We start from the raw sequence: 23,099 nt of genomic DNA on the forward strand, positions 1-23,099 counted from the left end.
AATATCGCGTCCCAGCTTGTCAATGGTTTGATTAATGCCAGCAGTGAAACCAGTGACTTCGTGATGCTCGGTGGGGATACTGCATTCGATTTGACAGCAGCACTGGCGACCTGTGCAACCGGAGGCAGCTACTGCGGTCAGGCCCAAAGTGATTTAGCGAAAAAAGATGCAGGAGCGGCAGCCACACTGACTGCCATCATGAATGGCGATGCGTGGGAAGGGATTAAATCCACAACCATTAAAGCGGCCAATGGCGATCAGAAGGCACTGGAGAGTTTTGCTGGGGTATTATCAGGCGCTCTAATTTCAGCGAAGATCCTTCCTTCAGAGGGAGCATCGGCCAATGTTGTTGGCAAAGTTGAATCACCAAACCTTAAAAAACCATCTAATAACCCCAATAGTTCAAGTGCCGTTACCGATGTTGAGGCTGGCGGGTATTCTTACTATGATCAATTCAAGAATGCCAATGGGGGATGGGATTGGCCTAAGAATTTAGGATTTGAAGGGGATCCTATCAAAACCACAATACCTGTAGGCACTCGCTTGGATAGATATGGTGAGCCTGGTGGTTCTTTCCTTGCACCAAAAGGAACACCTTACGAACAACGTGCACTTGCGCCTGGTGCTAAAGCTGAAAAATATTATGAATATGAGGTAGTAAAACCATTGCCTGCCATTCAAGGAAAAATTGCTCCTGCTTTTGGTGAACCAGGTGGGGGGATTCAAATATTACCTAACATGCAAGAACGAGTGAATGTTGATTGGCTGGTGAAAAATGGATATCTACGGGAGATAAAGTAATTATGCTGCTTTCTTTTTCTGAGATACAAAAAAAGGTAAACGATCTAGGGAAGAGTGTGGGGATTCCTGAAAGTGATTTGCACATTTTCTCATCATCACCTGGTGATGGTAGGCCACATATTTCCTATGATGGTGGGTTGTACAATTATATATACTCTGAGAGAGGGGTGGAGTTTTTTAGAAAAACAACGAATTCAAAAGATGAGTTGCTTTTTTGGATTATGTCTGACTTTATTTATAAAGTTGCCTTTCAATATGAACTGGAAAATCATGTTGAGAACAGAGATGGGCGGCGAGTTGCATTTAATAAAGTGCTTGATCTTATGGGTGTTATTAGTGATGAATGGAGATTAAAGGCTCAGGATGAAATTGATGATATCCTCGCTAAAAATCCGTATACCGATACTCTTAAATAAAAGTAACAAAATCCCGGCCAATGTGACCGGGATTCCTATATCTAAGGCCCTGACGCCGTAGATAAATGGTTTAATTTACTAATCAGTAAGTTTAATCAATGTATTTTTGGTAATGACTCCAATTAGTAGAACATGTATTTTTCGATGAGGGCCCCAATGACTTTTTCATGAAGCTCTACAGAGCGTGAGAAGCAGATGGTTCTTTGGGCCAGGCGTTTGATTCGGGTTCTCAGCGTCAGGTTGTTGCGCTCAATGCGTTGAGTAAAAATATTGCCGGTCAGATGCTTTTCCTTCGGCACCTTTCTGGCATAACTCCCCCAGTCGTCGCTGGTTATCATCCCAATGTTAAAAGGCTTGAGCAGCGTCAATAATTCGCGGCAGGTTTCGTTGGTTCGTGGGCCAAAAGTCTGGGCCAGTACATTGTCCGCTGGAAAATTCAAGCTGTACAAGTCAATAGCCTTTGAGAGTGAGCTATGGCAGAGCTTCATTCCGCCGTTTGGTAGGGAAATTATCGCAATCCAATAAAGACTTCTTTGCTGTCTTTCTGAGCGCTCCATAGCATCCTGTGTGGATTCTATCCACGCAGGAGTGTACGCCATGAAAATCAGCACGTTGCTGACGTTGTTCCCTCTGCTGATGCCGGCATCGGTGCTTGCCGGCACGGTACTGTATACCGATTCCCACCATCCCCCGACGAATAATGATGCTTCCGTGACCGTGATTTATCTTGACGGTCCGGAGCAGTTGCAGACGCAGCTCTTCGGCGCACTGTCGTCGAACCCGGATGAAGCGCAGCGGCAGGCGCAAGCCGTACTGCAGTCACCACAATGGCAGGCGCATGAACAGGAGCTGGCCACGGTTTACCGCGCGGTGGTGCGCGCGTGGGAACTGGGCGTCAAAAAAGTCCCCGCGGTCGTGTTTGACGATCGAGATGTGGTGTATGGCACCGCCGATATCGCCCGGGCCACCGCGTTGCGCGTGAAGTCATTGGAGGGCCAGTGATATGCAACGATCTCCTTTGCAGTTGGCATCACCCGGACAACCCCGGCTGACCCTTAAATCCTTCGGTGTGGCCATGATGCTGTCTGCGGCCGGTGTGCCGGCGGCGAATGCCGCGCTCAACAGCGCGCAGATTGTTGCCAGTGCCGTGTCACAGTCCTGCATCAGCTGGCGAGTCAGCGGCATTTGCTACTGGTTGTTCTGCAGTTGGGGCGGATGCACCGTCAGAACCTCGGTCAAAGTTTCCCATTTCATCCCGGAGGCAGTGGTATCAGCGTATAACGCTCCAGGAGGCAACCCATGGCGTGAGATGTCGATGGTCAGTCAGGCCGCCGGCGGACTCGAGAGCAGTATCACCAGCGCACTGGGCGGCGTTGCAGCCGGCGGTGGCAACAATGAGCTGAAAACCCCCGGGCAGCGCAAAACCAACCTGCATTTCAAATACGCTGACGCCATTGGCCATCCGGCGACGACCCTGATTGGCGGCAGCATTGCCGGCTATTCGTGCCGCAGTGCGGCGACCCCCTTCGTGCCGTATTTCCTCAGCACGCTGGACAGCCTGGCATGGCGTACAGGCATGCCGGAATCCCTTTATCCCGAAGCGTTGGTGCCTGGTCAGCGTGAGGTCGGCAGTCAGGCGGCCGCGAATATGTGGGGCAACGTCTACCCCCGTTCGGGATTTGTGACTCAGGTCGATGACGACAAGGCGGGGGCTCTGGTGGCACAGCGGGTGGCGGACATCATCACTCGCTCTGGTCAGCCGCACGTCTACCAGCCCCTGATGGGCCAGCGCTCGGAAGGGTACTGGCCACCAGGTGCGGTTCAGGAAAATACCGGAACCAGCAACCACAAATGGCAACGCCTGGCGCCGCAGCTCAGCCAGTCCTGCGCCGTGTTCCCGGACGGTGACCATACGCCAGCCGCGGATGCGAACGCTGCCTTTGCCCTGTGGCAACCCTACAGCTGCTGCCAGCGCCGCGGGCAGCGTTTCCTCTACAGCACGGATTTTTGAGGCATAAATGATGAAAAAACCAATGAATAAATCTCTCTGGGGACGACGCAGTCTACTGCCTTTGGTGGTTGCCGGCAGCCTGGCGATGGCCGGTGTGAGCGCACATGCTGACGACAATGACGATAACGGCACCCTGTTTGGTATTTCACTGCCCCAGGTGAATGACAGCAATATCGGTTACGGTAAGAACGCAAGCGGCGCCGTCTCGGACAAGCTGTTCTATTCCCTGGGCGGAGGCTCGGTGATATCGCAGCCGGCGACGCGCGGCAATATGCAGCGCCTGGGGATGAATCTGGGCTGGAGCTCGGATTTGATGTGCGGCAACTTCGACCTGAAGAGCACCATCGGTAACCAGCTTAATGGCGTGACGGACGGGTTCAAGAGCCTGATGGGTAACGTTATTCAGGGCGCTACCGGTGCGGTAGCCAGTCTGCCTGCGATGGCTATCCAGCGTGCTAACCCGGGCTTGTATGAAATGCTGACCAACGGGGTATTGCAGGCCAATATGGCATTCGACAAAGCCCAGCTCAATTGCCAGAACCTCTCCAAACGGATGATGGATATGGCGGATTCCGGCGGCTGGAGCCAGGCGGCGGCGATGGAGGAGGCCAAAAGCCTGATCAATAACGGGGATGCCGATGCAGTGCGGTCGATGAATGCCACCGAGAAAGTAACCGGGCAATCCGGCCAGACCTGGATCGGTGGACAGAAGCGCGGCGGCGCCGGTCAGCCGGCGATCAAACCGACGCACGATCTGGCTGCAGCCGGCTACAACATGATGAATGCGTTGCCGGTCACCAGCACCTCCAGCGTATCCGGCAGCAGCTGTACAGGCGGTGCCTGTACCAAATATGCCAGCAGTGAAGAAGCGGCAGCCGCTGTGGTGAAGGTGTTGGGCGACACCTCGCTGCGCACCTGCAAGGACGCCGCGCAATGCACCAGTGGCGAAGGGACCGAACAGCCAGGCAGCACCGTAGCCGGTACAGGTTTTGCGCCGATGCTGGAAGAGGCGACGAAAACGAATAACGAGCAGTTGGCCAAGCTGGTCAATGGGGCAGAAAAACCCACCGCGGGCAACCTGGCCAAACTCAAGACGGGTAGCCTGACGGTGACCGCCGGCGTTATCAAGGCACTGCAGCGCGATCCAGATAATGCCGCCCTGGTTGGGCGCCTGGCCAGTGAACTGGCGATGGCGGATACCATCGAAACGGCCTTTATCATGCGGCGCATGATCACCACCGGGATGTCTGAGCCGAATGCCTCTGCGCAGAAAGTCGCGATGGAAGAGGGTGATCGGCGTATCGAGGCGCTGGATCGTGAGATCACGGCGCTCAAGAACGAGATGGAGATGAAGCGTGAAATTGCGCGTAACGCGGTACTGACCATCATCGACAGGGAGAACAATCGGGCGGAAACCAACCCGCAGCGTCAGTCGGTTGACAGCCCGGATACTAAATTCAACCAGTTGGCCGTGCCGGAAAGCGACCAGTAATTGTGAGGATGAATCAATGACCGGAACAGAGAAAAAAGCGGTGACGCCTACCAGGAGGCGCCGGTTTGGTCTGCGGGCAAAGCGTGTTCTGCAGATGTTGGGCATGCTGGTGATAGCGATGATAGTCGCGCTGGGCATGGCTCACTGGGGTGTCAATCACCCGGGAGAGAGTGCCGCGCTGCGTGACTGGGTGCACAGCACCCGTTATGGCTGGCTGAGCTGGCGCCTGGCGCTTTACGCCGCGCTGGCCTGGGGGTTCTGGAAAGTCTGGCATGCGCCGGGCTGCAAACCAGAATACCGGCAACCCCTCAAACGCATGGCCATCGCCTGCGCGGTATTTTCCCTGGCCTGTGAATACAGCCTCTTTGGTGGAGGGCTGACCTTATGATGACAAACAGCTATCTGGAGTATTTCCTGACGCTGCTCGGCTGGCTGATTAACAATGGCCTGTGGGAGCTGCTGGTCAGTACGGGGCTGTTTGTGCTGCCGCTGCTGTTCAAAGTGGCAGCCGTCTGGCTGAAGGTGCGAGAGGAAGGGGAAGATGAGGGCAACAAAGGGATGCTGTCTCTGCCACGCATCGAAAACCTGCTCTACGGGGCATTCTTTGTGATGCTGGCCTGTTGTCTGCCGCTGATGAATGTCAGCCTCGACACCATCAAATACGACAGCAGCCGGGCGGCGACCTGTGGTACCTGGACACCGAAAAAGCCGGATGAAACGGGCTACGCAAACATCATGTCGAGTATGAACGGCCAGACGGCGAAGGTGCCGGTGTGGTGGTTGGTGGTGCATAAACTCTCAAAAGGCATCACGTCGGCGGCCGTTGCAACCATTCCGTGCAGGCCTGATCTGCGGCAGGTCCGTTTTGAAGTCCAACACAGTCGGGTCAACAACCCGGCGCTGGCGAAGGAGCTGCAGGACTTCACCAACGACTGCTATGCGCTGGCATTGTATACCTGGCAGAACCGCGACCAGGGCCAGACGACGGACAAAGCCACCCTGCGTGACATCGAGTGGCTGGGGTCGAAGACCTTCCTGAACGGCGGGTACTACAACAACCTGCAGTCCAAAACGCCGCGCGCCAGTTTCCCGTGGAGTGAAGGGCGGGACAGTGGCCGGCCAAACACCGGACGAGGGGGATATCCAACCTGCAGCGAGTGGTGGTCAGCCGGCGAGACGGGACTGGAGGCTCGCGTGGTGAAACAAGTCGATCCGGGCGTCATGCTGCGGATGTCTGCCGCGCTGAAGATGATGGGGCAACCAGATGCAGATTATAAAGAAGCCGTGGTGCGTCGCCTGGTCAGCCCGGATAACCTGACGGTCTCCCAGGGCGGACGCGCTTATGCCGGTTACGGCGGCAATGCAGATTTTACCCTGGACAACTCGGTTAACCGGCTCACGTCACTGGGCGGAACCGCGCTGGGGAGCCTGGCGGCCTATCCGGCCTTTGATGCGATGCGTCAGGCATTGCCGATGGTGCAGGCGGTACTGCTGATGGCCGTGTATATCATGGTGCCACTCATCCTAGCCTTTGCGGCCTACGAGTACAAGACGGTGATCACCGTGACGTTCGTGGTGTTTGCGCTGAATTTCCTGACGTTCTGGTGGGAACTGGCGCGCTGGCTGGACAGTTGGTTACTAGAGGCATTGTACAGTTCGGACTCGCACAGTCGCTGGAATGTGGCCGGGTTCCAGAATAGTGCCGATGACCTGATTATGAACCTGGTGATGGGCTGTATGTTTATCGTATTACCAGCTATGTGGTTGGGTGCTCTTTCATGGGCAGGGGTGAGTGTCGGTCATTCACTAGGTATGGCTCTGGCAAACGGTGCAGCAGATAGTAAGGCTGCTGGAGGAAAAGTTGGCGGTGCCGTGGCGGACACGATAGCTAGTAAGGGGGCTGGCAATCTCGCTGGCAAATAGGCTGTTCTAAATAACCAAAGTGCGATGATTGCTGAAACTTCAGTAATCATCGCTAACTTTGTAATTACCGGCGTACCAGCCTGGTCCAAACTCACCATCAGCTCTATATTCACATGGCGATTTGTATGACGTATTTAACGTCGTTGCATCTTCAGCTAGGTTTGCTTCCTCTTTTGGTGAAAATGCTTCACTAACGAGAAGAAGTAATGCTCCAATGAGTACGACCGAACTGGCAATGATCATCCCTCCGAACACCAACGTCGCTAGAATGCTAATTGCAAGGATAATCATCGGAATATGGGCGATCCAAGCAGGTAGGCTGTATTTCCGAGCCTTTGACACAAAGAACGCATCCCATCTCAAAATCGTACCTTTAAGACGCTTCCACAGGCTTGCCATGCGTACTCCACGCTGATAGGCGTGGTGCTGTCTTGTTTCGTTCATCATCACTCCTTAGCTAGGTGATAGCCTGACCTCATCATAGCCTGAATAATAACCAATTGCTATTCACTCGGTCCTCAGACCGCAAGCAAACAAGCTTTTCTGTGTTCGGAGATGCTACATGATCCTGCCCAGACTGGAGAGCTTTATATCAGCAGGTGGAACAACAGTATAGGTTTACATCTTCAAAGTCAGGTGGTGAATACCCAATAAAGGTAAAGGCACTGGTAGCCCCCCCAAATAGGCAAGCAAGGTCAAATATCCCCATGCATTATCTTCATTGCGTTAAGTATAACTGACATTTTTTCGTCCCCGATAGCCTTCAGGAACTTCTCTTTAAATTCATTGTAGAGCTCTGATGTGTATATTAACCTGAGTGAGTCTATGTCTATCGTTCCGTTATTATCAGTGGAGTACGGTGGCCAGATAGTTACTTTATCAGAGTCATTATACGTTCTGGAAAAATCGTCTAGTACGTCCCGATTTACTAAGCGAATGATCGCAAGTAGGGGCTTTAATGAATATGGCTTGATAAAGTGCTTTCCTTCGATAACAAAGAAAACGGATGCAGGGTCATCATATCTTAGTTCGCTGCCATGGCAAACTATAGAAAAATTTAAATCATCGACGCAAAAATCAACTCTATGCGAAGGGATGTTTTGAGAAAGTTCTTTTATTCTCCATTTATCTTTGTTTTTTTGAATGATTCCGCGTGTAACAAGAGGGAATAGTTTTTGCAACCTTGCTTTGGTAAATATTAAATCTAGAGTTTCTTTTGGGTACTGCGCAAAGTTAAATGCTCCACTTTCCAATGGGCGGGTTAAATATTCGGCGTAGGTGCCATCGATGCATTTATTAATAACTGATTTCATACTGCTGATAGTTTCATCCAGGTTTTCATCTGATAGATCAAAACAGCGGTAGACATAATGTTTATCAAAGGTAATGTTTTCACGTACTGAAACAGTAACCAGCTCTAATGATATGTCAATAATTACCTTGATATAATCATTGCTAACAGCATGGCTGTGAAAGAGATAGGCCTGATGGCAGTGGTGTATAATGAACTTTAGCTCAGACAGACTTAAGCGCGTTGTCTGTGTGTTTATTGTACTGAAGAGTTTTATGTAAATGTCGGAAATGCTTTTATCTGGATTCTCCATAAGCTCAAAGTAATGTTTCTTCTCAAAGTCTTCGTTGTCCAAGCTTGCTTCCAGGACAGTCTGAACATGTTCAGTTAGCGATTTATTTCGTGACTCTGCACGAGCCTTTAAACTATTCATTAATCGCTCAGGGAAACGAAAGGATGAAGGTACTTTCATGTTATTTCCTTTTTTTTGTAATGCAATTTTATGTAGTGTAATACACTGTAGCCAGCGAACGAAATCAAGTCAAGTGATTGACGGGATTCGATAGGATCGCTTACCCTACTCGAGTTGTATCGTCGTCTTCGGACGACCATCCAATGTCTCAGCGCTCTGTGAGAGACGCCTTCGGGTGAGTGCCATCCAATGTTTCATGTGACCTGTGAGAAACGCCTTCGGGTGGTCACAATATCCTCGTAGCCTGGAAGAGGATGCCCATGTGGCGGTACCTCCGTTTACCCTTTGAGAACGGAGATCACGGCAGTGATGAAGGTTCATTTGCGACTCAACCGCGCCAGTCCTGGTACGGTTCCTTTCACCAATAACGTATGTATTACGTTTTTCAGCTATAGAGCTCGCCATGGCGATGTTCTACGCTTCAACGGTTTGATTCTCTTATCTTTTATGACGAGTTGCTAACGATGCGACTTTTGAACGCACGTATAAGGCCATTTGGTACATTTGGCCGCTTACGTGAGTCTCATTAGGAGCAGAGGAGCGCGCGTCACTTGTGAAGTGGCGAAGACACTACCAAGTGACGCGCGTAGCGCATAACGTCTCAACCCACGCACAACGTGGCTTTCAACGTTTTACTACCATCTGACCAACATGTAGTCCGTGTCAATACGGTCTTAAACACTTATTCACTTCAACGTAATTACGACGGGAAACCCGTTTTGAACGTTTCACTATCTAGAAGGAGGAAATCGACTCGGTATCGATGGCGACACTACGGACAGTAGTGTTGGAGGCAGCTTGACGAAAGTCAGCTCTGCATTAGCAGCAAACAGATCAGAGATCTGGGGTGCCTCGCAAGAACTCAACATTTCGCCGCCCCGATGCACAGATACCAGTCGAGACGCAGGAAGCGCAAAAGCAACCGTGTCGTCGGGGTTGAAATTACTGGGGTACAGATCCGTCTGCTTCTTTTAAAGCAGAAGGACGTGTATCCCATTGGAGATGTTAAGATGTCCAGATTCGGTAAACAGCTGGGAAAACAACTTGTCACGCTTGCTCGTCAGGGAGGAGGGAGTTTTAAAACCGTTGCTGACCGTTCCAGAATTGCAGCACGTTTTTCTGAATGTCTGGCAAAGTTAAATATTCAAATTCGTGATGTAAAACACATCAAGACGGCCCATATCGAAAAATACATTCATAGCCGGCAGGCTGAAAACCTGTCGCTCCGTACATTGCAAAACGAGATGGCAGCAGTGCGTTCAATCATGTCAGCTGCGGGTCGGAATAAACTGGCCGATCCCAACCATGAGAAATTGAGTAACCAGGCTTTAGGGATTTCAGGTGCTAACCGTGATGGAAAAAAAGCCCCTATTTCGGATGAAAAGTTAACTGCTGTCATAAATCACGTCTTAAAGAAAGATGCAGGGGTAGCATTAGGTGTTCAATTGTCTCGCTATGTAGGTTTGCGAACGGAAGAAACTGTTCAGTCAGCAAAGTCATTAAAAACATGGCGGCAGGCTTTAATTAATGGCGACGAGCGTGTTCGGGTTGTTTTTGGCACGAAAGGAGGTCGTCCTCGTGATACGACCATTTTTAATCGTGAGAAGGTTTTATCTATTTTAGATGCTGCAATAAAGCATTGTGATGACCACAATGGAAAATTGATTGATAAACCTTCATTGCATACAGCAATAGAACGTTATCGAAATATTGTTCGTGAGGCAGGAATGACAGGGAAAGATGCTCCCCATAGTTTGCGATACGCGTATTCACGCGATGCGGTGACTCATCATGTTAAAAATGGAATGAGTCGTGTAGAAGCAGAGGCATTGGTATCGATGGATTTGGGCCATGGTGATGGCCGAGGACGTTATATTAAGCAAGTCTATTTTAAAGGTGATGTGGAGTAACGGATTAATTGCATTTAGTATGCGGGATTTTATTAATTTAAAATTTTCTCAACGGTATACGTGAATATGATGGTTCGTACATAAGGTCGCAGCTCTCACAGGGCTGCGACCTCAAAATGATAATGGTACTGAGATGTTACGTTATTAGGATAATAGGAAAAATTAATCCAAAAACAGGTGCGCATGGCCTCTTGACAGATCAGCGATTTGCTCGGAAAATAAACATGCTTACTCGTTGTCTTCGGACAACCAGCCAATGCTTCAGCACTCTGTGAGAAGCGCCTTCGGGTGAGTGCCAACCAAAGTTTCAGCGGTCTGTGAGAAACGCCTTCGGGCGACTGCGAATATCCTCGTAGCCTGAAAGAGGAAGCCCCAGTGGCGGTAACCCTGTTTAACCTTTGAGAACAGGGATCACTTAACGGTGATGAAGGTATTGACCGATGTCATAACGACTGCGGTTGCTGCAATCTGATCCCCCGGGGAAATACCTTTCCCTTGGGAGCGGTGTTTCCCTTTTTTACAGGAGAAACACCATGTCTGTTTTTACTTCTTCAGTTGTTCCTGATTTCTTCTCAACCCTGCACCGTGTCAAATCGGCTGTCCAGCGAATACCTTTTCGCATGGCGCCGCCGCGTTTTACTGACTGGTACGTCAATGCAGCAGGTAATTTTGCCGTTCGCGCGCATGTTATCTGCAGTGATGATGGTTCGGTCAGCGCGTTACTGACGCTGCGCAAGGGGTGGTGCAAAGGCGAATATACCTACGCAAGCACCCACGTTGTGCTGTTTTGCAAGCATACCGAGCGCAGAAAAGCTTACCGACTCGCCTGTCAACATGCTGAGCATTTGGCCAGACTGCGTTACCGCTTTTAGAGCGGTCGGTTTACCCACTTAATACCCTGACGGGGATTTACACCCGTTATGGGGATAAATCCCTCGGCATTTTATGGAGGATTTATCGATGCATACCCCGTTACCCAACGTACTTGACTTAAAAACCGCGCTTGATGCGTTTCATTTCCTTTGTCTGGTGGAAGGCAAGCTTATGAGTATCCGGGCTTACCAGCGTCTGGGACTGGGTCTTGAACGTGAAGACCCCACAGAGCTGAATGATGTGGAAAATGCCGTTATCAATGCGGGTGAGGCCTTTGGTGGTTTCCTGCTGGTCATGCAGTACGGCTATATATCGACACTTTCCGCTAACGGGCAAGCGCTTATGGCTGGCCTGGATACTCTGAGCAAAGATATTCACGCGTCTTATTGGACGCAGGCCGTGGAGCAAGGCAAGCGCGATGTCGAAGCCGACATTGCGATTGGCGAGCTCGAGGTTTGGTGATCGGCACTGCAGCCTGACAGACACACACCCTGACGGGGATTTATTCCCGTCCGGGGGATAAATCCCCCCAATTTTTTGTTACCGGAGGATTTATCGTGAGTATGAACGTGTATTTTGTCGCACCACCGTCCCAGAACGCGTGGATTGATTTCACCCTGGCGGTGACCGAGGTGTTCTGGCTGTTGCCGGAAGAGTCCCGGCCAGAAGGTATCACGGAAGCCGGTCAGCTGTTTGATGGCATGATCTTCGAAACGGCCGGTTTACGTGTATCACCGGGAGCAGAGGAAAATATCCCGATGCAACCGGTGCCTTACGTCAAAGAACGTGTGGGGTTCTTTCAGCACCCTGATTTTTTTCACCGACTGGTTCTGATACTGATTCATAACCTGTGCCCTGGCTCTGTACGGATAGAGCGGAACGACGCCAAACTTTCCAAAAATCTAGGATGGGAGTTGCCACTGCTCTGGTTGCGCCACCACCTTAAACGCCCAGAACTTCTTGCTCCGGGTGAAGTGGATGAGGCGGCACTGGCTGATGATTCCATTCTTTACCATTTGGAAGGGTATAGCAGTCATAACGATGATCCCGATGAATTGCTTTGTCGCTGGCGCGTTATTGTCGGCATGGATGAAGTGCTGGCGGTGCGTCTGAATCAGGCGCATTCGGCGGCATAGTCGCGATTTTTAATTCACCCGGCAGGGTCTCCCTGCAGGGGAGCTCCTGTCCGTATACCGAGAGGAGTGACCCATGGGGCTTGATATCAACTTTTTCCGTCAACGTAAGGCTGACTATCCGATGTTGCCGGTAAACGGCGACTGGACACCCGTCGGTGACTGGGTGCCGTGTTCACCAGCGTGGCTGGAGGACGGCGGTGATTGCGCGCAGGCGCCGCGAATATACAACCACAAAACGTGTAACCACTACCATCCGCCGCTGCTGGTTCACACCTGTCATTTTCGCGGGTTTACTGCGTTGATGCATTGGGTGGACAACAGTGTCGGGGAGGTCACAAACGGTGAGCTGATGGCGTTCGACCGCAATGACATCCAGATGCTGGATTTGTGTCTGTCGCGGCTGAATGAAGCGAACTGCCATGATGAGTTTCCTTCTGAATCTCGCGACTACGGCGGTATTTACTGGACGCAGGTCGATTTACTGAAGGTGTACGTTAACAACGTGCTTGCCGGTTTTGATTTCAGTCGGGACCACCTTTACTTCCGGGCTTCGTGGTAACACCACCCACTGGCCACAACGTTTCATTTCCCTGGAGGGGCTTTCCCTCCCGGGGAAGTCCGTCTCCGCAACTCAGGAGACTTATCATGTTGCATTTTAACCCTGCAGAACTGCGCGCCGTCGTGGCTGAAGTCCGCGCCAATCAGTGTGCGTTGGTGTTGGCCAAGGATAATGGCGTCTATCTGATGCCGGCCGTGGGCGAACGAAACGCCACCGGCCGTATCAAGCATCTGGCGTATGCCGACGGGTGTCATCCTGACAAGGATGAGGCCTGGTATGAAACGTCCCGGCAGCTTGCCGGCGGCGACGACTTTGGTGAGGAGCTGGTGCTGAACGACAGTTGTATCGAGCGAATACTGTCGCAAGGCCATGAGCTCTGGATCCACCTGTTACCCGAAACGGTCTGTATGCACGTTGCCACGGTTAACTGGGTGTGTGTCGCCGATTATCGCCGGGTGACCGCGCGCATGCTGCAGCTGGCCGAGGTCCATTACTCGGTCTGCGTCAGCCAGGATGAGTTTAAACACTGGCGTGAGCGGGCCATCAACCTGCTGGCCACGGCCTGTCATACCGATTGCAAACGGGCAAAACCCGCCGATCGGGCTGATTACCTGGCTCTGTTCGAACGGCTGAAACAGCGTATTGACACAGTGAATCCGAAAGGGGCGCTGCGTTACCCCGCTTTTTAACCACTTTTCCTGTCCCCTGGGGCGTATTCTTCGCCGCCAGGGGAGGAATGCGCCTTTTTCATTGAGGAGCATTCCATGAAGAAAACATCACCATCACGCCGGCTGGCAAAAGCCCGTCGCGAACGACCAGACCTGTACCAACAGGTCACGGACAGTATCATCGGCGCCATCAAGCGTGGCACCTTACCCTGGCGCAAGCCCTGGCGGACTGACCGGAACCGGATTTATACCGGGTCTGTCATGCCGCAGAACGGCACGACGGGTTACCACTACAGCGGCGTAAATGTGCTGCTGTTGTGGATAGCTGCGGAAGAACGCGGTTTTCACTCCAATCGCTGGCTGACTTATAAGCAGGCGGAAGCCGTCGGTGGCCATGTACGTGCCGGCGAAACGGCAACCCTGGCCGTGGTATTCAAACCCTGGGACAAGCAGGTGGAGGATGCTGATGGCCGGCAGCTGTTTGACGAAGAGGGAAAACCGCTGAAAACGCGAATACCCATGCTGAAGCCGCTGTACCTGTTTAACGTTGGCCAATGCGACAACCTCCCCGAGACCGTTGTCGGCGTTATGCCGGCAACCGAGACGGATGAGGGTAATGCGTTGGTTGATGCGAAAACGCAGGCTCAGGTTAACACCCTCGTTGAGGCCTGCGGCGTTCGGGTTGAACAGGTTTACCAGGACAGGGCGTTTTACTCCCCGCTCAGGGATCAGATTGTCCTGCCACAGGCTCAGCAATTTCGAACCGAGGCGGATTACTGGTCAACGTTGTTGCATGAACTGGTGCACAGCACCGGCCATGCTAAACGGCTTAACCGGGAAGGGATCACGTCTTCTTCCCGGCGGTTCGGCGACCCGGTGTATGCGTTTGAGGAACTGGTGGCGGAGCTGGGCAGTGCTTTTATGTGCGCACAGCTTGGCGTCTTTGGCGACGTTCGGCACGATAGCTACCTCGAGCACTGGCTCAGGGTGTTGCGTGAGGACAAGCGCGCGCTGTTTCGTGCGGCTAAGCAAGCCCGGGAGGCGTCAGAGTTTTTGCTGAAGCCCCTGGCAGACCCGGTGACAACCGATCCTGCCGTTGCGGCATGAGGAGTCTGGTGATGACGATGGAACAACGTTACTGGCAGACCATTGCCGGCAGATTACTGGCCAAATATTTTGGCCTGGCGTTAAACGATACCGATCTGTGTGAAGCGGAGTGCGTGATGGCTTTACAGGAAGCGGGAGTGCGACCGTTTGAGGCGATCAATAACCTGGTGGATAAATACCACCTGGTACGCCTGGGCGCCATTCCCTTTACCTCATCATCACCGTATCTGCGCCAGGTGGAAGAGCTGGGCGTGATCGGTGAAACAGAACAGGAGATAACCGATGATTAAAACCACCAACAAGGGGCTGCAGGTAACCGTTGACCCTGAGATTGCCAGCGAGCTGGCCTACATGCTGAAGCTTCAGCAGACCTGTGGCGCCGCTGTCCGGCTTGAGAATGTCGAGGGCCTGATCCATTACATTCTGGCGAGTATCGCCGATGGTAGCCGACGTCCGGGCTCGTGGGAGCGCGGAATATTGGTACAGCTGGGATTGGTCGCTAATGGCGACGAACATCAGGTATACCGGGCTCACTATGGCGAGCAAGCCCACTAAGGACAGGATCAGCGTCCTGGCCATCATGAGGTAACACCTAACCCAACGGGGGAGACTTTCCCCCGCTGGGGAAAGCTCCCTCTTTTTTCTTGTAAGAAGAGGAGAACGAACATGTCGAACTGGTGCAATAACCGTTTAGTGATCACTGGCCAATCCGTTTTTGTGGATGAACTGCAGCAATGGGTTAATGGCCATGTGGTTCCTGACTACCGTCATGCTGTTCAACAAAGCTGCCGGCTGTTCCTGGCCGGGTGTGCCGGCATACTGAAGCCGGCGACGACAAAACCCGGTGTTTACGTGCCTTACCCGGCACTGTTAACGCAGCCGGGGATTGCATCGCCTCAGAGTCTGGCCTTTGAACACTGGTTCGGGTTGCTGAAGGCTGATGTGCCGTTAACGGGCGAGAACATTCGCCTGATAGAGCGACTCTACCGCCAGTCGGGTATCGATGCGGTGAAATGGGAGAACATCCCCAACGTGGCGAAGGCGCGTATGGCGGATGTGCTTTCTCGCCAGTATGCGGACTGGTTCGGTCTGGTGGGGGTTAGCCCTGATATCGATGCCGGCATCTGCTGGGAACGTTTGGGGATGATGCCTGAATATACCGCACCGTGCGATATGCTGATGCTGATCCCGACGCGTCTGGCGACCGAACTGAATGGCTCAGGTGGACTGCTGCGTGATGTGCCGACCACTGTCGAGCTCTATGGTCGACAGTACGGCGTCGAATGGCCGGCAGGCCATAATGTCGGCTGCGTACGGGATGGCATTAACACGTTGACAGTGCACTTTGATTCCCCATGGTACCCGCCAGCCGGCGAGGTTATCGGGACAGTGTCGGAGCAGTTCAGTTGTCAGGTAGAACATACCTGGTATATGCCTGATGCGGAACGCAGTGGCTACGATCGTTACGACCGTGGTGAGCATGTCGACGGTGGACGAATAGCGGCTGAGGTTGAGGCTGGTGAGGTGAGCCACCTGACCTACGCCGATAAGGATTCTATTCCCTTGTCACCAAATGCAGCAGCCGGCTAGCCACCGACTTTTGCTGGAGTATTAACTCATGGCCACCGGATACCGGTGGCTTTTTCTATGGAGGTTGTGCTGTTGACATTGCAATACAAATTTGAGAACAATGTCAAAAACATTAAATTTTTTAAACAAAGGTATTGAAAATCTCATACGCATAGGTTATTAATTGTTCGCTTTACATAAGTTTACACAGAGTTGTATCATCATCAAAAGGAGTTGTTTATGAAAGTTATTGACTCATCACTATTAGATAATGTTTCTGGTGGCCGTGGAAATAATGGCGGTGATCGTTCTGATAATGGTGGTGGCCGTGGGGGGTCAAACGGTAACGGTGGCAATTCAGGAAATGATCGCCAACATAATAGTTATAATCAGTCCAATCGTGGCAGTGGTAGCCAGGCTAACCACTTTGGTCGCCCGGGTGGCATGAAAGGCGGTGATGGTGGGTGCACTGGTGGCCATCGTCCTCGTTAATAGATAGAAGAAAACTTCACAAGGAGATATACTCTCCTTGTGATATATCAGACATTCAAAGGAAATGTATGAAAAAGTATAACTTTATCTACAATAGCGAAAAGTTCTTACTCTGTGATGAAAGTAAAAAAAGTGAAAGTGAATTGGAGACGCTAATGGGGAATGGGTTTCAAAAATTGGAAGTTGAGGCTGAATCAAAAAAAGAAGCCGTGAAAAAATTTAAAGAAAAATTAGGAGAGAATAGTAAGTCTCTCGAAGAGTATACAAAGGATATATCATTCACATCTATTATTGAAGCATTCTTAAGATAAAATGGAGAAAGGTGCACTAAGTTTTAATTCGATAATGAATGATGACAATGATGATGGATGCTTTAACGAAGCAATAAATATTCTAGAAACGAAAGGGTTTAAGAGAGTTAAAGTTCCGGACAAAATCCACTTTATCTGGATTGGTGATCTGAAACTCTCAAATATATCATATATAAAAGTATGGAGTGATATTAATAAAAATAAATCGGTGTTTTTATGGATAGATATCACCTCCTCGTTTGTTAATTTATTTCAACAATCTTTAAAATCATATTGTGATGACAGTGGGAAAGATATATTTTACCTCCGTAACAAAGCATTTGATTACATTTGGCCTAAAATAAAACAGGGTGAGACGTTTAATGATGCTGCGAGTAAATTTCTTGATACGATAAATCATGAGTATGTTGAGAGCGGTAATTTTAGCAAGCATATACCTGAAAGTATTAACATAATGAATATTCAAGAACTGTTTAGTAATGAGTTCATTGAGTATAAAAAGTTCTACTATTATGAGTTAATATTGAGAAATAATCTTGCATGTGCAAGCGATTTTCTTAGGCTTTTGGTTTTGCACAGGTATGGCGGTGTGTATATAGATATAGATACACTGCCTTACATTGACAATATTTATCAGAAGACAAATGTCCTCTTGGATAAGCTTAATATACGTCATGATGAAAACGTTTACTTAGCTAAGTCCCATGCTTTCTTATGCAAATTTAATTATGTAAATGACAGTTTGGCGGATAGCAAGGACTATTTAAAAAAGATTGAGAATATTAATGATGTTGAGATGGGTAATGTTTTTTGTGCAATAATTTTAGACATCAACCATGTTGATTTTCCTCAGATCTCTTCTCTTGGTGATATTTATGTTTATGATAATTTAATATCAATAAGTACAGTGAAATTTATAAATGGGGTATTTTTTAATAACATAATTGCGTCTACACCTAGTTCTCGTTTTTTAAAAAACTTACTTAAAAGAGTAGAGTTTAACTATAATTACATTGAAAAAAATAAAAAAATATTCGTTGCTGGTTTCTTGATACCTTCTTTTGAGGGAGAAGGGGCAGCCTTTGGTTTCTTACTTAATTATAGACGTGATGTAATTTCTGAAAATGAATTCGTAACATTTTATTTAGCCGGACCAAAGTTAATATCTAATACAATATATCGAGTTATTTGTGGGCTTACTGGATTACATAGGATTTTACCAATCGATAAACTCGCCAAGCTTATGCAAAATGACGTCATAGGGATAGGGTTCCAAAAGCAAACTTTAGATACACCTTTAGGTACTAAATCCACCTGGAGAGAAAAGGATGAATAAATCTGGAATAAGTGCATTAATAATCGTATGCGATGCCGAAGATTCAATATTAAGAGCTATAAACTCTATTATTGATGTTACGGATGAAGTTATCATCGTTGATACTGGCTCTGTCGACAATACGCTAAATGTGATACCTAAAGATAACGAAAAGATAAAAATTTTTGGTTATCGATGGGATGATGATTTTTCAGAACTGCGGAATTATGCAATAGATCTTGCCACAGGACCATATTGTATTTTTATTGATGCTGATGAATATCTAGCTGAGGGCTGTTTAAATGAATTTAGAGAAAAAATATATTCACTATTTTGTGGAGAGGAACTAACCCTATATGCGCCAGCTATAGATAACATGAATGGCTCTATATTAAGGAATAATGCAAGAATTTTTATGAAAAGGGCTTCTTTAAGATATAAAGGATTTGTTCATGAGTATCTATATGAAGATAATTATACTATAAAGCACACGCCTGAAATTATATTAAAGCATACCGGGTATTTAGAACATAGAGAATTAGAGGGTAAGAAAAACAGAAATTTACGCCTTTTAAAGCGTCAGTTGGATAAGACACCAACAGAACTAAGATGGAAATATTTCATGCTTAGATATTTAGAACCACATGATAAACAATTTGAAGATATCCTCAATGAGTTTGGTAGGTTATCCCTGCCTTACAATCGTGATATCGAAATATATGCACTTAACGTAAAATCGAGACTGATAACATACCTCTTAGATAAATCTAATTATGCTGATGCATATTTTCATGCTGATGAGCTTTTCGGAATCTACAAAGATAAGAATAGTTTCTTGCTTCATTTTATTTCTCTCTACTTGATGTCAACCCAACGTTACCATAATGATATGCTTAATTTAAGAGAAGAGCTCAGTAACATTACTAATTATCCTCATGACGAGTTCATAATTGAAACTATAGATGAGGAAGCTGTCTCTTCAATTATGAATAGTTTTCTGCTAGACCTTGATTACATAACTTAATCATGGTGTCGTTATTTTAACGATATAACTCTGTCTGCAGATGCAATAGTTGTTTCCCTATGAGCAATTATTACTCTGGTTATTTTTAACTGTTTTATCGCTTGGTTTACATAACTTTCACTTTCAAAATCCAATGAGCTTGTAGCTTCATCCATGAAAAGAATGCCGGGTTTCCGGTATAGAGCTCTTGCAATAAATATACGTTGTTTCTGGCCTCCCGACAATCCTTCACCCAACTCACCAATTAATGTTTCATAACCCATTGGCATTTTCATAATAACATCATGAATATAACTTGCTTTAGCGCATTCAATCATCCAATCCTCATTTTCATTATCATCAAATCCACAAATATTCTCTCGTATCGAGCCGGAAAACAACTTATCATCCTGCATTACACAACCGATCATTTTATGGTAATTATTAATACCAAGCTGCTGTATATCAGTGCCATCGATAATCACTTTCCCTTCATCTGGTGTGAATAATCCACACAATACTCTCATTAAGGTCGTTTTACCAGCTCCAGAAGGTCCCGTGATTGCCACACTTTCACCAGGTGAAATTTTGATAAATAAGCCAGTAAAAACTGGTATAGACTGGCTATCATAGCGATAACTTAAGTTATTAGCTTCTAATGAAACAGGGCGCATGGCGACATTTATCAAAATATCAGGTTTTCTAGCCTCTTGCGAGTGTATAGCAATATCTGTGATGCGTTCGTTATGCAGGCTCATCATGCGCAATTGCAAAAGAAAGCTAGTTAGCGAGGAAACTCTATCTGCAAACTGCTCTCTGAATACACCGAAGGCAATAAACATGCCTATAGTCATTTGGTTTTCAATCACAAGGCTTGCACCTAACCATAAAATTATCACTTGGTCACAAGCCCCGATAAATGAATTTATGCCACCAAAGAAAAGATCCATTTTGGTAACTTTTATTTCAGTGTTGATAGTGTCAATTTCTAAATTTAGCCAGTGAGCGGCCCTACGTTCGCCCATTCCTTGCATCTTGACCGTTGCGATCCCATATAGGGTTTCCATAAAATATGATCTTGTTCGAGCATCTCTGACTAACGCTTCTTCGGACAGTTGTCGATATGTTCCATATGTTAGAAGTCTAATAAGAACATAAATTGTAGTAAATCCAAGAACAAACCAAGTTAGCCAGCCACCATATAACGCCATCATCACGATTACACCGAACACCATGATGCCATCCATTAGCGCTCCTACTATGCTACTCGTAAATGTCTCACGTAAAGTGTTTAGTGAGCCAAATCGGGATTGAATATCACCCAGTTTGCGTCGCTCGAAATAGGTTAATGGTAGCCTTAGTAGATGGTTAAATAACCCCGATTGCCACTGGATGTTGATGAGTGTCGTCATTATTAAGGAAGACCAGGAGCGAAATATGCTAACTGCTGTTCGAAGTAGAATAAATAACAGGAGGCCTATACAAATAAGAGTGAGTAAACCGTGATCTCCTGCAGGGATCGCATGGTCCATCACTAATTGAGTTCCTACGGGCATCATCAGGTTGATGGTTTCAATCACAAGAGACAAGAAAAAAATCTTGCCAAGCGTCATCTTGAGTCCATGCACACTGCCTATTAATGTTCTTAAGCTGAGCCGATTACGCACAGTGTTTGCCTTAAACGCACTCCCTGGCCAGACTTCAAGTGCCACACCGGTAAAACTCTGTGAAAGTTCTGTCAGACTGACGGAACGATATCCAAGAGCTGGGTCATGTAGGATTGCATGGTTACGGTTAACACTGATGAGTACTACAAAATGGTTGAAATCCCAGTGTAGTATGCACGGCATTTTGAGAGCCTTAATCTCATCGAGATCCAGAGACAAGGGGCGGGTTGATAGCCCCAGTTGGTCGGCAATACTTGTCAGTCCGGATAGAGTGGTACCGCGGGCTGAAAGATTAAACTGTCTGCGAAGAGCAATCAGATCAATGTTCTTGCCATAGTGACCACAAATCATGGCCAGGCAGGCCAAACCGCATTCAGAGGATTCAGTTTGATGAACTAATGGAATACGGCTGCGTAGCCGCATATCCAGCTGACTTAAAAGCTTTTTCAGGGAATACCTACTCATTGACTGGCCCCGTTGCACTGTGTTTCATATCGTAGAATGGTGATAACATCCATTGATAAATTCTCCTTTTTTCTAGAAACAAGGTGCTCTGTACTTTCATTCCATTTTCTAAACTCAGACTTTTGCCGTTGTAGGCAATGGCCTGTTTCTCTGGTCTGACTATCACTTTGTAGTAGGGTATGGCGCTAGTCAGCGCTGATTTGGGGGCTCCCTGATAGGTAAGCATTTCCTGTGGAGAAGCCGGGGTTTTGGAAATGAGCGACACCTTGCCGGCAAACTGGCCGAATTTCTCAGCCGGAAAGGCGTCATAACGCAAATTGACTTTATCACCGGTATTAATGTAGGGGATGGCATCGTTGGGAACCCAGAGCACCAAGGCATAGTGATCGATATCGTGTGGGATCACTTGAAGCAGGCTGTCACCCACATTGACCATTTGGCCGACCGTGACGCTCAGTGAATCGACGCGTCCGTTAGTCAAAGCCCGGATGATGATAACCCCGCCAGCATCAATGTTTAGCAGCTCTTTTTGCAACTCGTAACGCTGCAGTTCCATCTGGTAAATCTGATTGTCGAACTCGGCGGCTTGAGTGTGAATCTGGCTTTCCAGAGTGGTGATCTGCAGAGCATTTTGTTCGTTCTGGCTAGAGAGGCCCAACAAATTGTTCTGTTGCTGGTAATACAGCGCCACCTGATTGGTCAGCTGATCCTTGTTAATTAGTCCTTTGGTTTGATAGTGACGGTAGCTTTCCATATTCTCCTTCATGATGCGAATCCCTTCCTGGGCCCGTCTTAGGATGTCTGTAGAATGCGCGAATGCGGCTGCATACTGCGCCTTTTGTTTTTCCAGCATGGAAATTGTGGCTTGCTTACTGCTTTCAAGTCGGTTGATGATCTGTGAAATACGAGCAAGTTGGCTATCGATATCCCGGCGCTGGTTGTCACTGACCACACCGCTGCGGGTGCTCTTGCTGACGTCGATTTGATAAATGGGAGCACCAATAGTGATGATTTGCCCCTCGGTGACGAACTGTTTGACAACTACGCCCTGAACGCTGGAATAGACGTTGGCGGCGCGTGGGTAGGTGCTGACCTCGCCGGTCACGTTGACCCGCCGAGTATAGTTACCGGCGATAACAAAAGTGAAAAATGCGACGAGAAAAAACAGACATAGCCCAGCCGTAAGCCAAAAGGGTACACTGGGGAGAAGGAGGGCTCTTCCACGCCATTTCATTTTCTGATTATCAATCGCTTCCTGGCGAAACACCGCTTTTCTTCCTTAAATAGATGGGAGTGGAATGAGTCCCGACCCATTATGTCATCAAATACACTCTGGATCACTGTTTAAATATTGCCGGGTTTTAGACATTCTGAAAAGTTAATTTTATATTTTTCAGACGATTTAGGCTTGTTCGTTGTATCCCTTGTGCTTTGCTCAAAGCCATTCGTTAGCAGTATTAGGCTCTCTTCAAGTTATGCAGCATGGCTGTCATACCATAACCCCCTCGCAGAACTTCCAGAGACTAGAGGAAGGTTTACAACGCCTAATTCTCATCCCCTCTGGAAGGAGGTATGCCTTTATGGACGAGAGGGGTTAACAGGATGCGCTGCTTTAAAG

At 48.4% G+C, this 23,099-nt stretch carries 26 protein-coding genes; 21 read left to right on the forward strand and 5 right to left on the reverse strand.

The window, feature by feature from the left end:
- Positions 1 to 27: 27 nt before the first annotated feature.
- Both HWW83_RS23310 and HWW83_RS23315 read left to right on the forward strand, forming a co-directional pair.
- Positions 28 to 801, forward strand: coding sequence for a TNT domain-containing protein (locus HWW83_RS23310; protein WP_176589602.1), 774 nt, complete (start codon positions 28 to 30; stop codon positions 799 to 801).
- Positions 802 to 803: 2 nt separating this feature from the next.
- A complete protein-coding gene (locus HWW83_RS23315; protein WP_141972663.1) occupies positions 804 to 1,217 on the forward strand; it encodes an Imm63 family immunity protein in 414 nt (137 codons plus the stop codon).
- Positions 1,218 to 1,339: 122 nt separating this feature from the next.
- Here the strand turns inward: HWW83_RS23315 and HWW83_RS23320 are convergent, their stop codons facing one another.
- Positions 1,340 to 1,816, reverse strand: coding sequence for an IS1 family transposase (locus tag HWW83_RS23320; protein WP_369523016.1), 477 nt, complete (start codon positions 1,814 to 1,816; stop codon positions 1,340 to 1,342).
- Between HWW83_RS23320 and HWW83_RS23325 the strand changes: the two genes are divergently transcribed.
- The 5 genes from HWW83_RS23325 to HWW83_RS23345 all read left to right on the forward strand — a co-directional run bounded on the left by HWW83_RS23325 (position 1,815) and on the right by HWW83_RS23345 (position 6,643).
- Complete coding sequence (locus HWW83_RS23325; protein ID WP_176589603.1) at positions 1,815 to 2,219, forward strand: TIGR03757 family integrating conjugative element protein; 405 nt, start codon at positions 1,815 to 1,817, stop codon at positions 2,217 to 2,219. The two genes, HWW83_RS23320 and HWW83_RS23325, sit on opposite strands and share 2 nt — an antisense overlap.
- Positions 2,220 to 2,292: 73 nt before the next feature.
- On the forward strand, positions 2,293 to 3,228 hold the full coding sequence (locus HWW83_RS23330; RefSeq protein WP_255326672.1) for a TIGR03756 family integrating conjugative element protein: 936 nt from the start codon (positions 2,293 to 2,295) through the stop codon (positions 3,226 to 3,228).
- 10 nt (positions 3,229 to 3,238) lie between these two features.
- Positions 3,239 to 4,720: an integrating conjugative element protein gene (locus tag HWW83_RS23335; protein ID WP_176589629.1), complete on the forward strand. Its 1,482-nt coding sequence runs from the start codon at positions 3,239 to 3,241 to the stop codon at positions 4,718 to 4,720.
- Between the two features lie 16 nt (positions 4,721 to 4,736).
- Positions 4,737 to 5,108, forward strand: a complete 372-nt coding sequence (locus HWW83_RS23340; protein ID WP_176589605.1) for a hypothetical protein — start codon at positions 4,737 to 4,739, stop codon at positions 5,106 to 5,108.
- On the forward strand, positions 5,105 to 6,643 hold the full coding sequence (locus tag HWW83_RS23345; protein ID WP_176589606.1) for a conjugal transfer protein TraG N-terminal domain-containing protein: 1,539 nt from the start codon (positions 5,105 to 5,107) through the stop codon (positions 6,641 to 6,643). The genes HWW83_RS23340 and HWW83_RS23345 overlap by 4 nt, the downstream gene beginning before the upstream one ends.
- 39 nt (positions 6,644 to 6,682) lie before the next feature.
- On the opposite strand, the gene HWW83_RS23350 is transcribed toward HWW83_RS23345, so the two are convergent.
- Positions 6,683 to 7,090, reverse strand: coding sequence for a hypothetical protein (locus tag HWW83_RS23350; RefSeq protein WP_255326669.1), 408 nt, complete (start codon positions 7,088 to 7,090; stop codon positions 6,683 to 6,685).
- A 248-nt stretch (positions 7,091 to 7,338) separates the two neighbouring features.
- Positions 7,339 to 8,406, reverse strand: coding sequence for a hypothetical protein (locus tag HWW83_RS23355; protein WP_176589607.1), 1,068 nt, complete (start codon positions 8,404 to 8,406; stop codon positions 7,339 to 7,341).
- A gap of 1,010 nt (positions 8,407 to 9,416) precedes the next feature.
- Here HWW83_RS23355 and HWW83_RS23360 point away from each other — a divergent pair.
- The 14 genes from HWW83_RS23360 (at position 9,417) to HWW83_RS23425 (ending at position 19,370) form a co-directional block, all read left to right on the forward strand.
- Positions 9,417 to 10,316 carry an integrase domain-containing protein gene (locus tag HWW83_RS23360; RefSeq protein ID WP_176589608.1) on the forward strand — a complete coding sequence of 300 codons (900 nt, stop codon included), beginning with the start codon at positions 9,417 to 9,419 and terminating at the stop codon, positions 10,314 to 10,316.
- Between the two features lie 533 nt (positions 10,317 to 10,849).
- Entirely contained in the window at positions 10,850 to 11,188 is a 339-nt protein-coding gene (locus tag HWW83_RS23365) for a hypothetical protein (RefSeq protein ID WP_176589609.1), read from the forward strand.
- Between the two features lie 88 nt (positions 11,189 to 11,276).
- Positions 11,277 to 11,651 (forward strand): hypothetical protein, encoded by a 375-nt coding sequence (locus HWW83_RS23370; protein WP_176589610.1) that lies wholly within the window; start codon positions 11,277 to 11,279, stop codon positions 11,649 to 11,651.
- Positions 11,652 to 11,746: 95 nt separating this feature from the next.
- Positions 11,747 to 12,325 (forward strand): hypothetical protein, encoded by a 579-nt coding sequence (locus HWW83_RS23375; RefSeq protein WP_176589611.1) that lies wholly within the window; start codon positions 11,747 to 11,749, stop codon positions 12,323 to 12,325.
- Between the two features lie 73 nt (positions 12,326 to 12,398).
- Positions 12,399 to 12,884, forward strand: coding sequence for a hypothetical protein (locus tag HWW83_RS23380; protein ID WP_176589612.1), 486 nt, complete (start codon positions 12,399 to 12,401; stop codon positions 12,882 to 12,884).
- Positions 12,885 to 12,970: 86 nt separating this feature from the next.
- Complete coding sequence (locus HWW83_RS23385; protein ID WP_176589613.1) at positions 12,971 to 13,573, forward strand: DUF3085 domain-containing protein; 603 nt, start codon at positions 12,971 to 12,973, stop codon at positions 13,571 to 13,573.
- A 75-nt stretch (positions 13,574 to 13,648) separates the two neighbouring features.
- Complete coding sequence (locus HWW83_RS23390) at positions 13,649 to 14,659, forward strand: ArdC family protein (protein ID WP_176589614.1); 1,011 nt, start codon at positions 13,649 to 13,651, stop codon at positions 14,657 to 14,659.
- 11 nt (positions 14,660 to 14,670) lie between these two features.
- A complete protein-coding gene (locus tag HWW83_RS23395; RefSeq protein WP_176589615.1) occupies positions 14,671 to 14,949 on the forward strand; it encodes a TA system toxin CbtA family protein in 279 nt (92 codons plus the stop codon).
- Positions 14,942 to 15,214 carry a hypothetical protein gene (locus tag HWW83_RS23400; RefSeq protein WP_176589616.1) on the forward strand — a complete coding sequence of 91 codons (273 nt, stop codon included), beginning with the start codon at positions 14,942 to 14,944 and terminating at the stop codon, positions 15,212 to 15,214. Before HWW83_RS23395 ends, HWW83_RS23400 begins: the two co-directional genes overlap by 8 nt.
- A 111-nt stretch (positions 15,215 to 15,325) precedes the next feature.
- A complete protein-coding gene (locus tag HWW83_RS23405) occupies positions 15,326 to 16,249 on the forward strand; it encodes a DUF1281 domain-containing protein (RefSeq protein ID WP_089186742.1) in 924 nt (307 codons plus the stop codon).
- A gap of 219 nt (positions 16,250 to 16,468) precedes the next feature.
- Positions 16,469 to 16,720: a hypothetical protein gene (locus HWW83_RS23410; protein ID WP_094460814.1), complete on the forward strand. Its 252-nt coding sequence runs from the start codon at positions 16,469 to 16,471 to the stop codon at positions 16,718 to 16,720.
- Between the two features lie 68 nt (positions 16,721 to 16,788).
- The gene (locus HWW83_RS23415; RefSeq protein ID WP_176589617.1) at positions 16,789 to 17,031 is read left to right on the forward strand and encodes a hypothetical protein; all 243 of its coding nucleotides are present in this window, start codon (positions 16,789 to 16,791) and stop codon (positions 17,029 to 17,031) included.
- Position 17,032: 1 nt separating this feature from the next.
- Positions 17,033 to 18,367, forward strand: coding sequence for a TcdA/TcdB catalytic glycosyltransferase domain-containing protein (locus HWW83_RS23420; protein ID WP_176589618.1), 1,335 nt, complete (start codon positions 17,033 to 17,035; stop codon positions 18,365 to 18,367).
- Positions 18,360 to 19,370: a glycosyltransferase gene (locus tag HWW83_RS23425; protein WP_176589619.1), complete on the forward strand. Its 1,011-nt coding sequence runs from the start codon at positions 18,360 to 18,362 to the stop codon at positions 19,368 to 19,370. Before HWW83_RS23420 ends, HWW83_RS23425 begins: the two co-directional genes overlap by 8 nt.
- Positions 19,371 to 19,381: 11 nt before the next feature.
- Here the strand turns inward: HWW83_RS23425 and HWW83_RS23430 are convergent, their stop codons facing one another.
- Both HWW83_RS23430 and HWW83_RS23435 read right to left on the reverse strand, forming a co-directional pair.
- Positions 19,382 to 21,481 (reverse strand): peptidase domain-containing ABC transporter, encoded by a 2,100-nt coding sequence (locus HWW83_RS23430; RefSeq protein ID WP_176589620.1) that lies wholly within the window; start codon positions 21,479 to 21,481, stop codon positions 19,382 to 19,384.
- Positions 21,474 to 22,748: a beta-barrel domain-containing protein gene (locus HWW83_RS23435; RefSeq protein ID WP_176589621.1), complete on the reverse strand. Its 1,275-nt coding sequence runs from the start codon at positions 22,746 to 22,748 to the stop codon at positions 21,474 to 21,476. Before HWW83_RS23435 ends, HWW83_RS23430 begins: the two co-directional genes overlap by 8 nt.
- Positions 22,749 to 23,099: the final 351 nt, after the last annotated feature.

Source organism: Serratia ureilytica (assembly GCF_013375155.1).
In the GTDB taxonomy this organism is placed as follows: domain Bacteria; phylum Pseudomonadota; class Gammaproteobacteria; order Enterobacterales; family Enterobacteriaceae; genus Serratia; species Serratia ureilytica.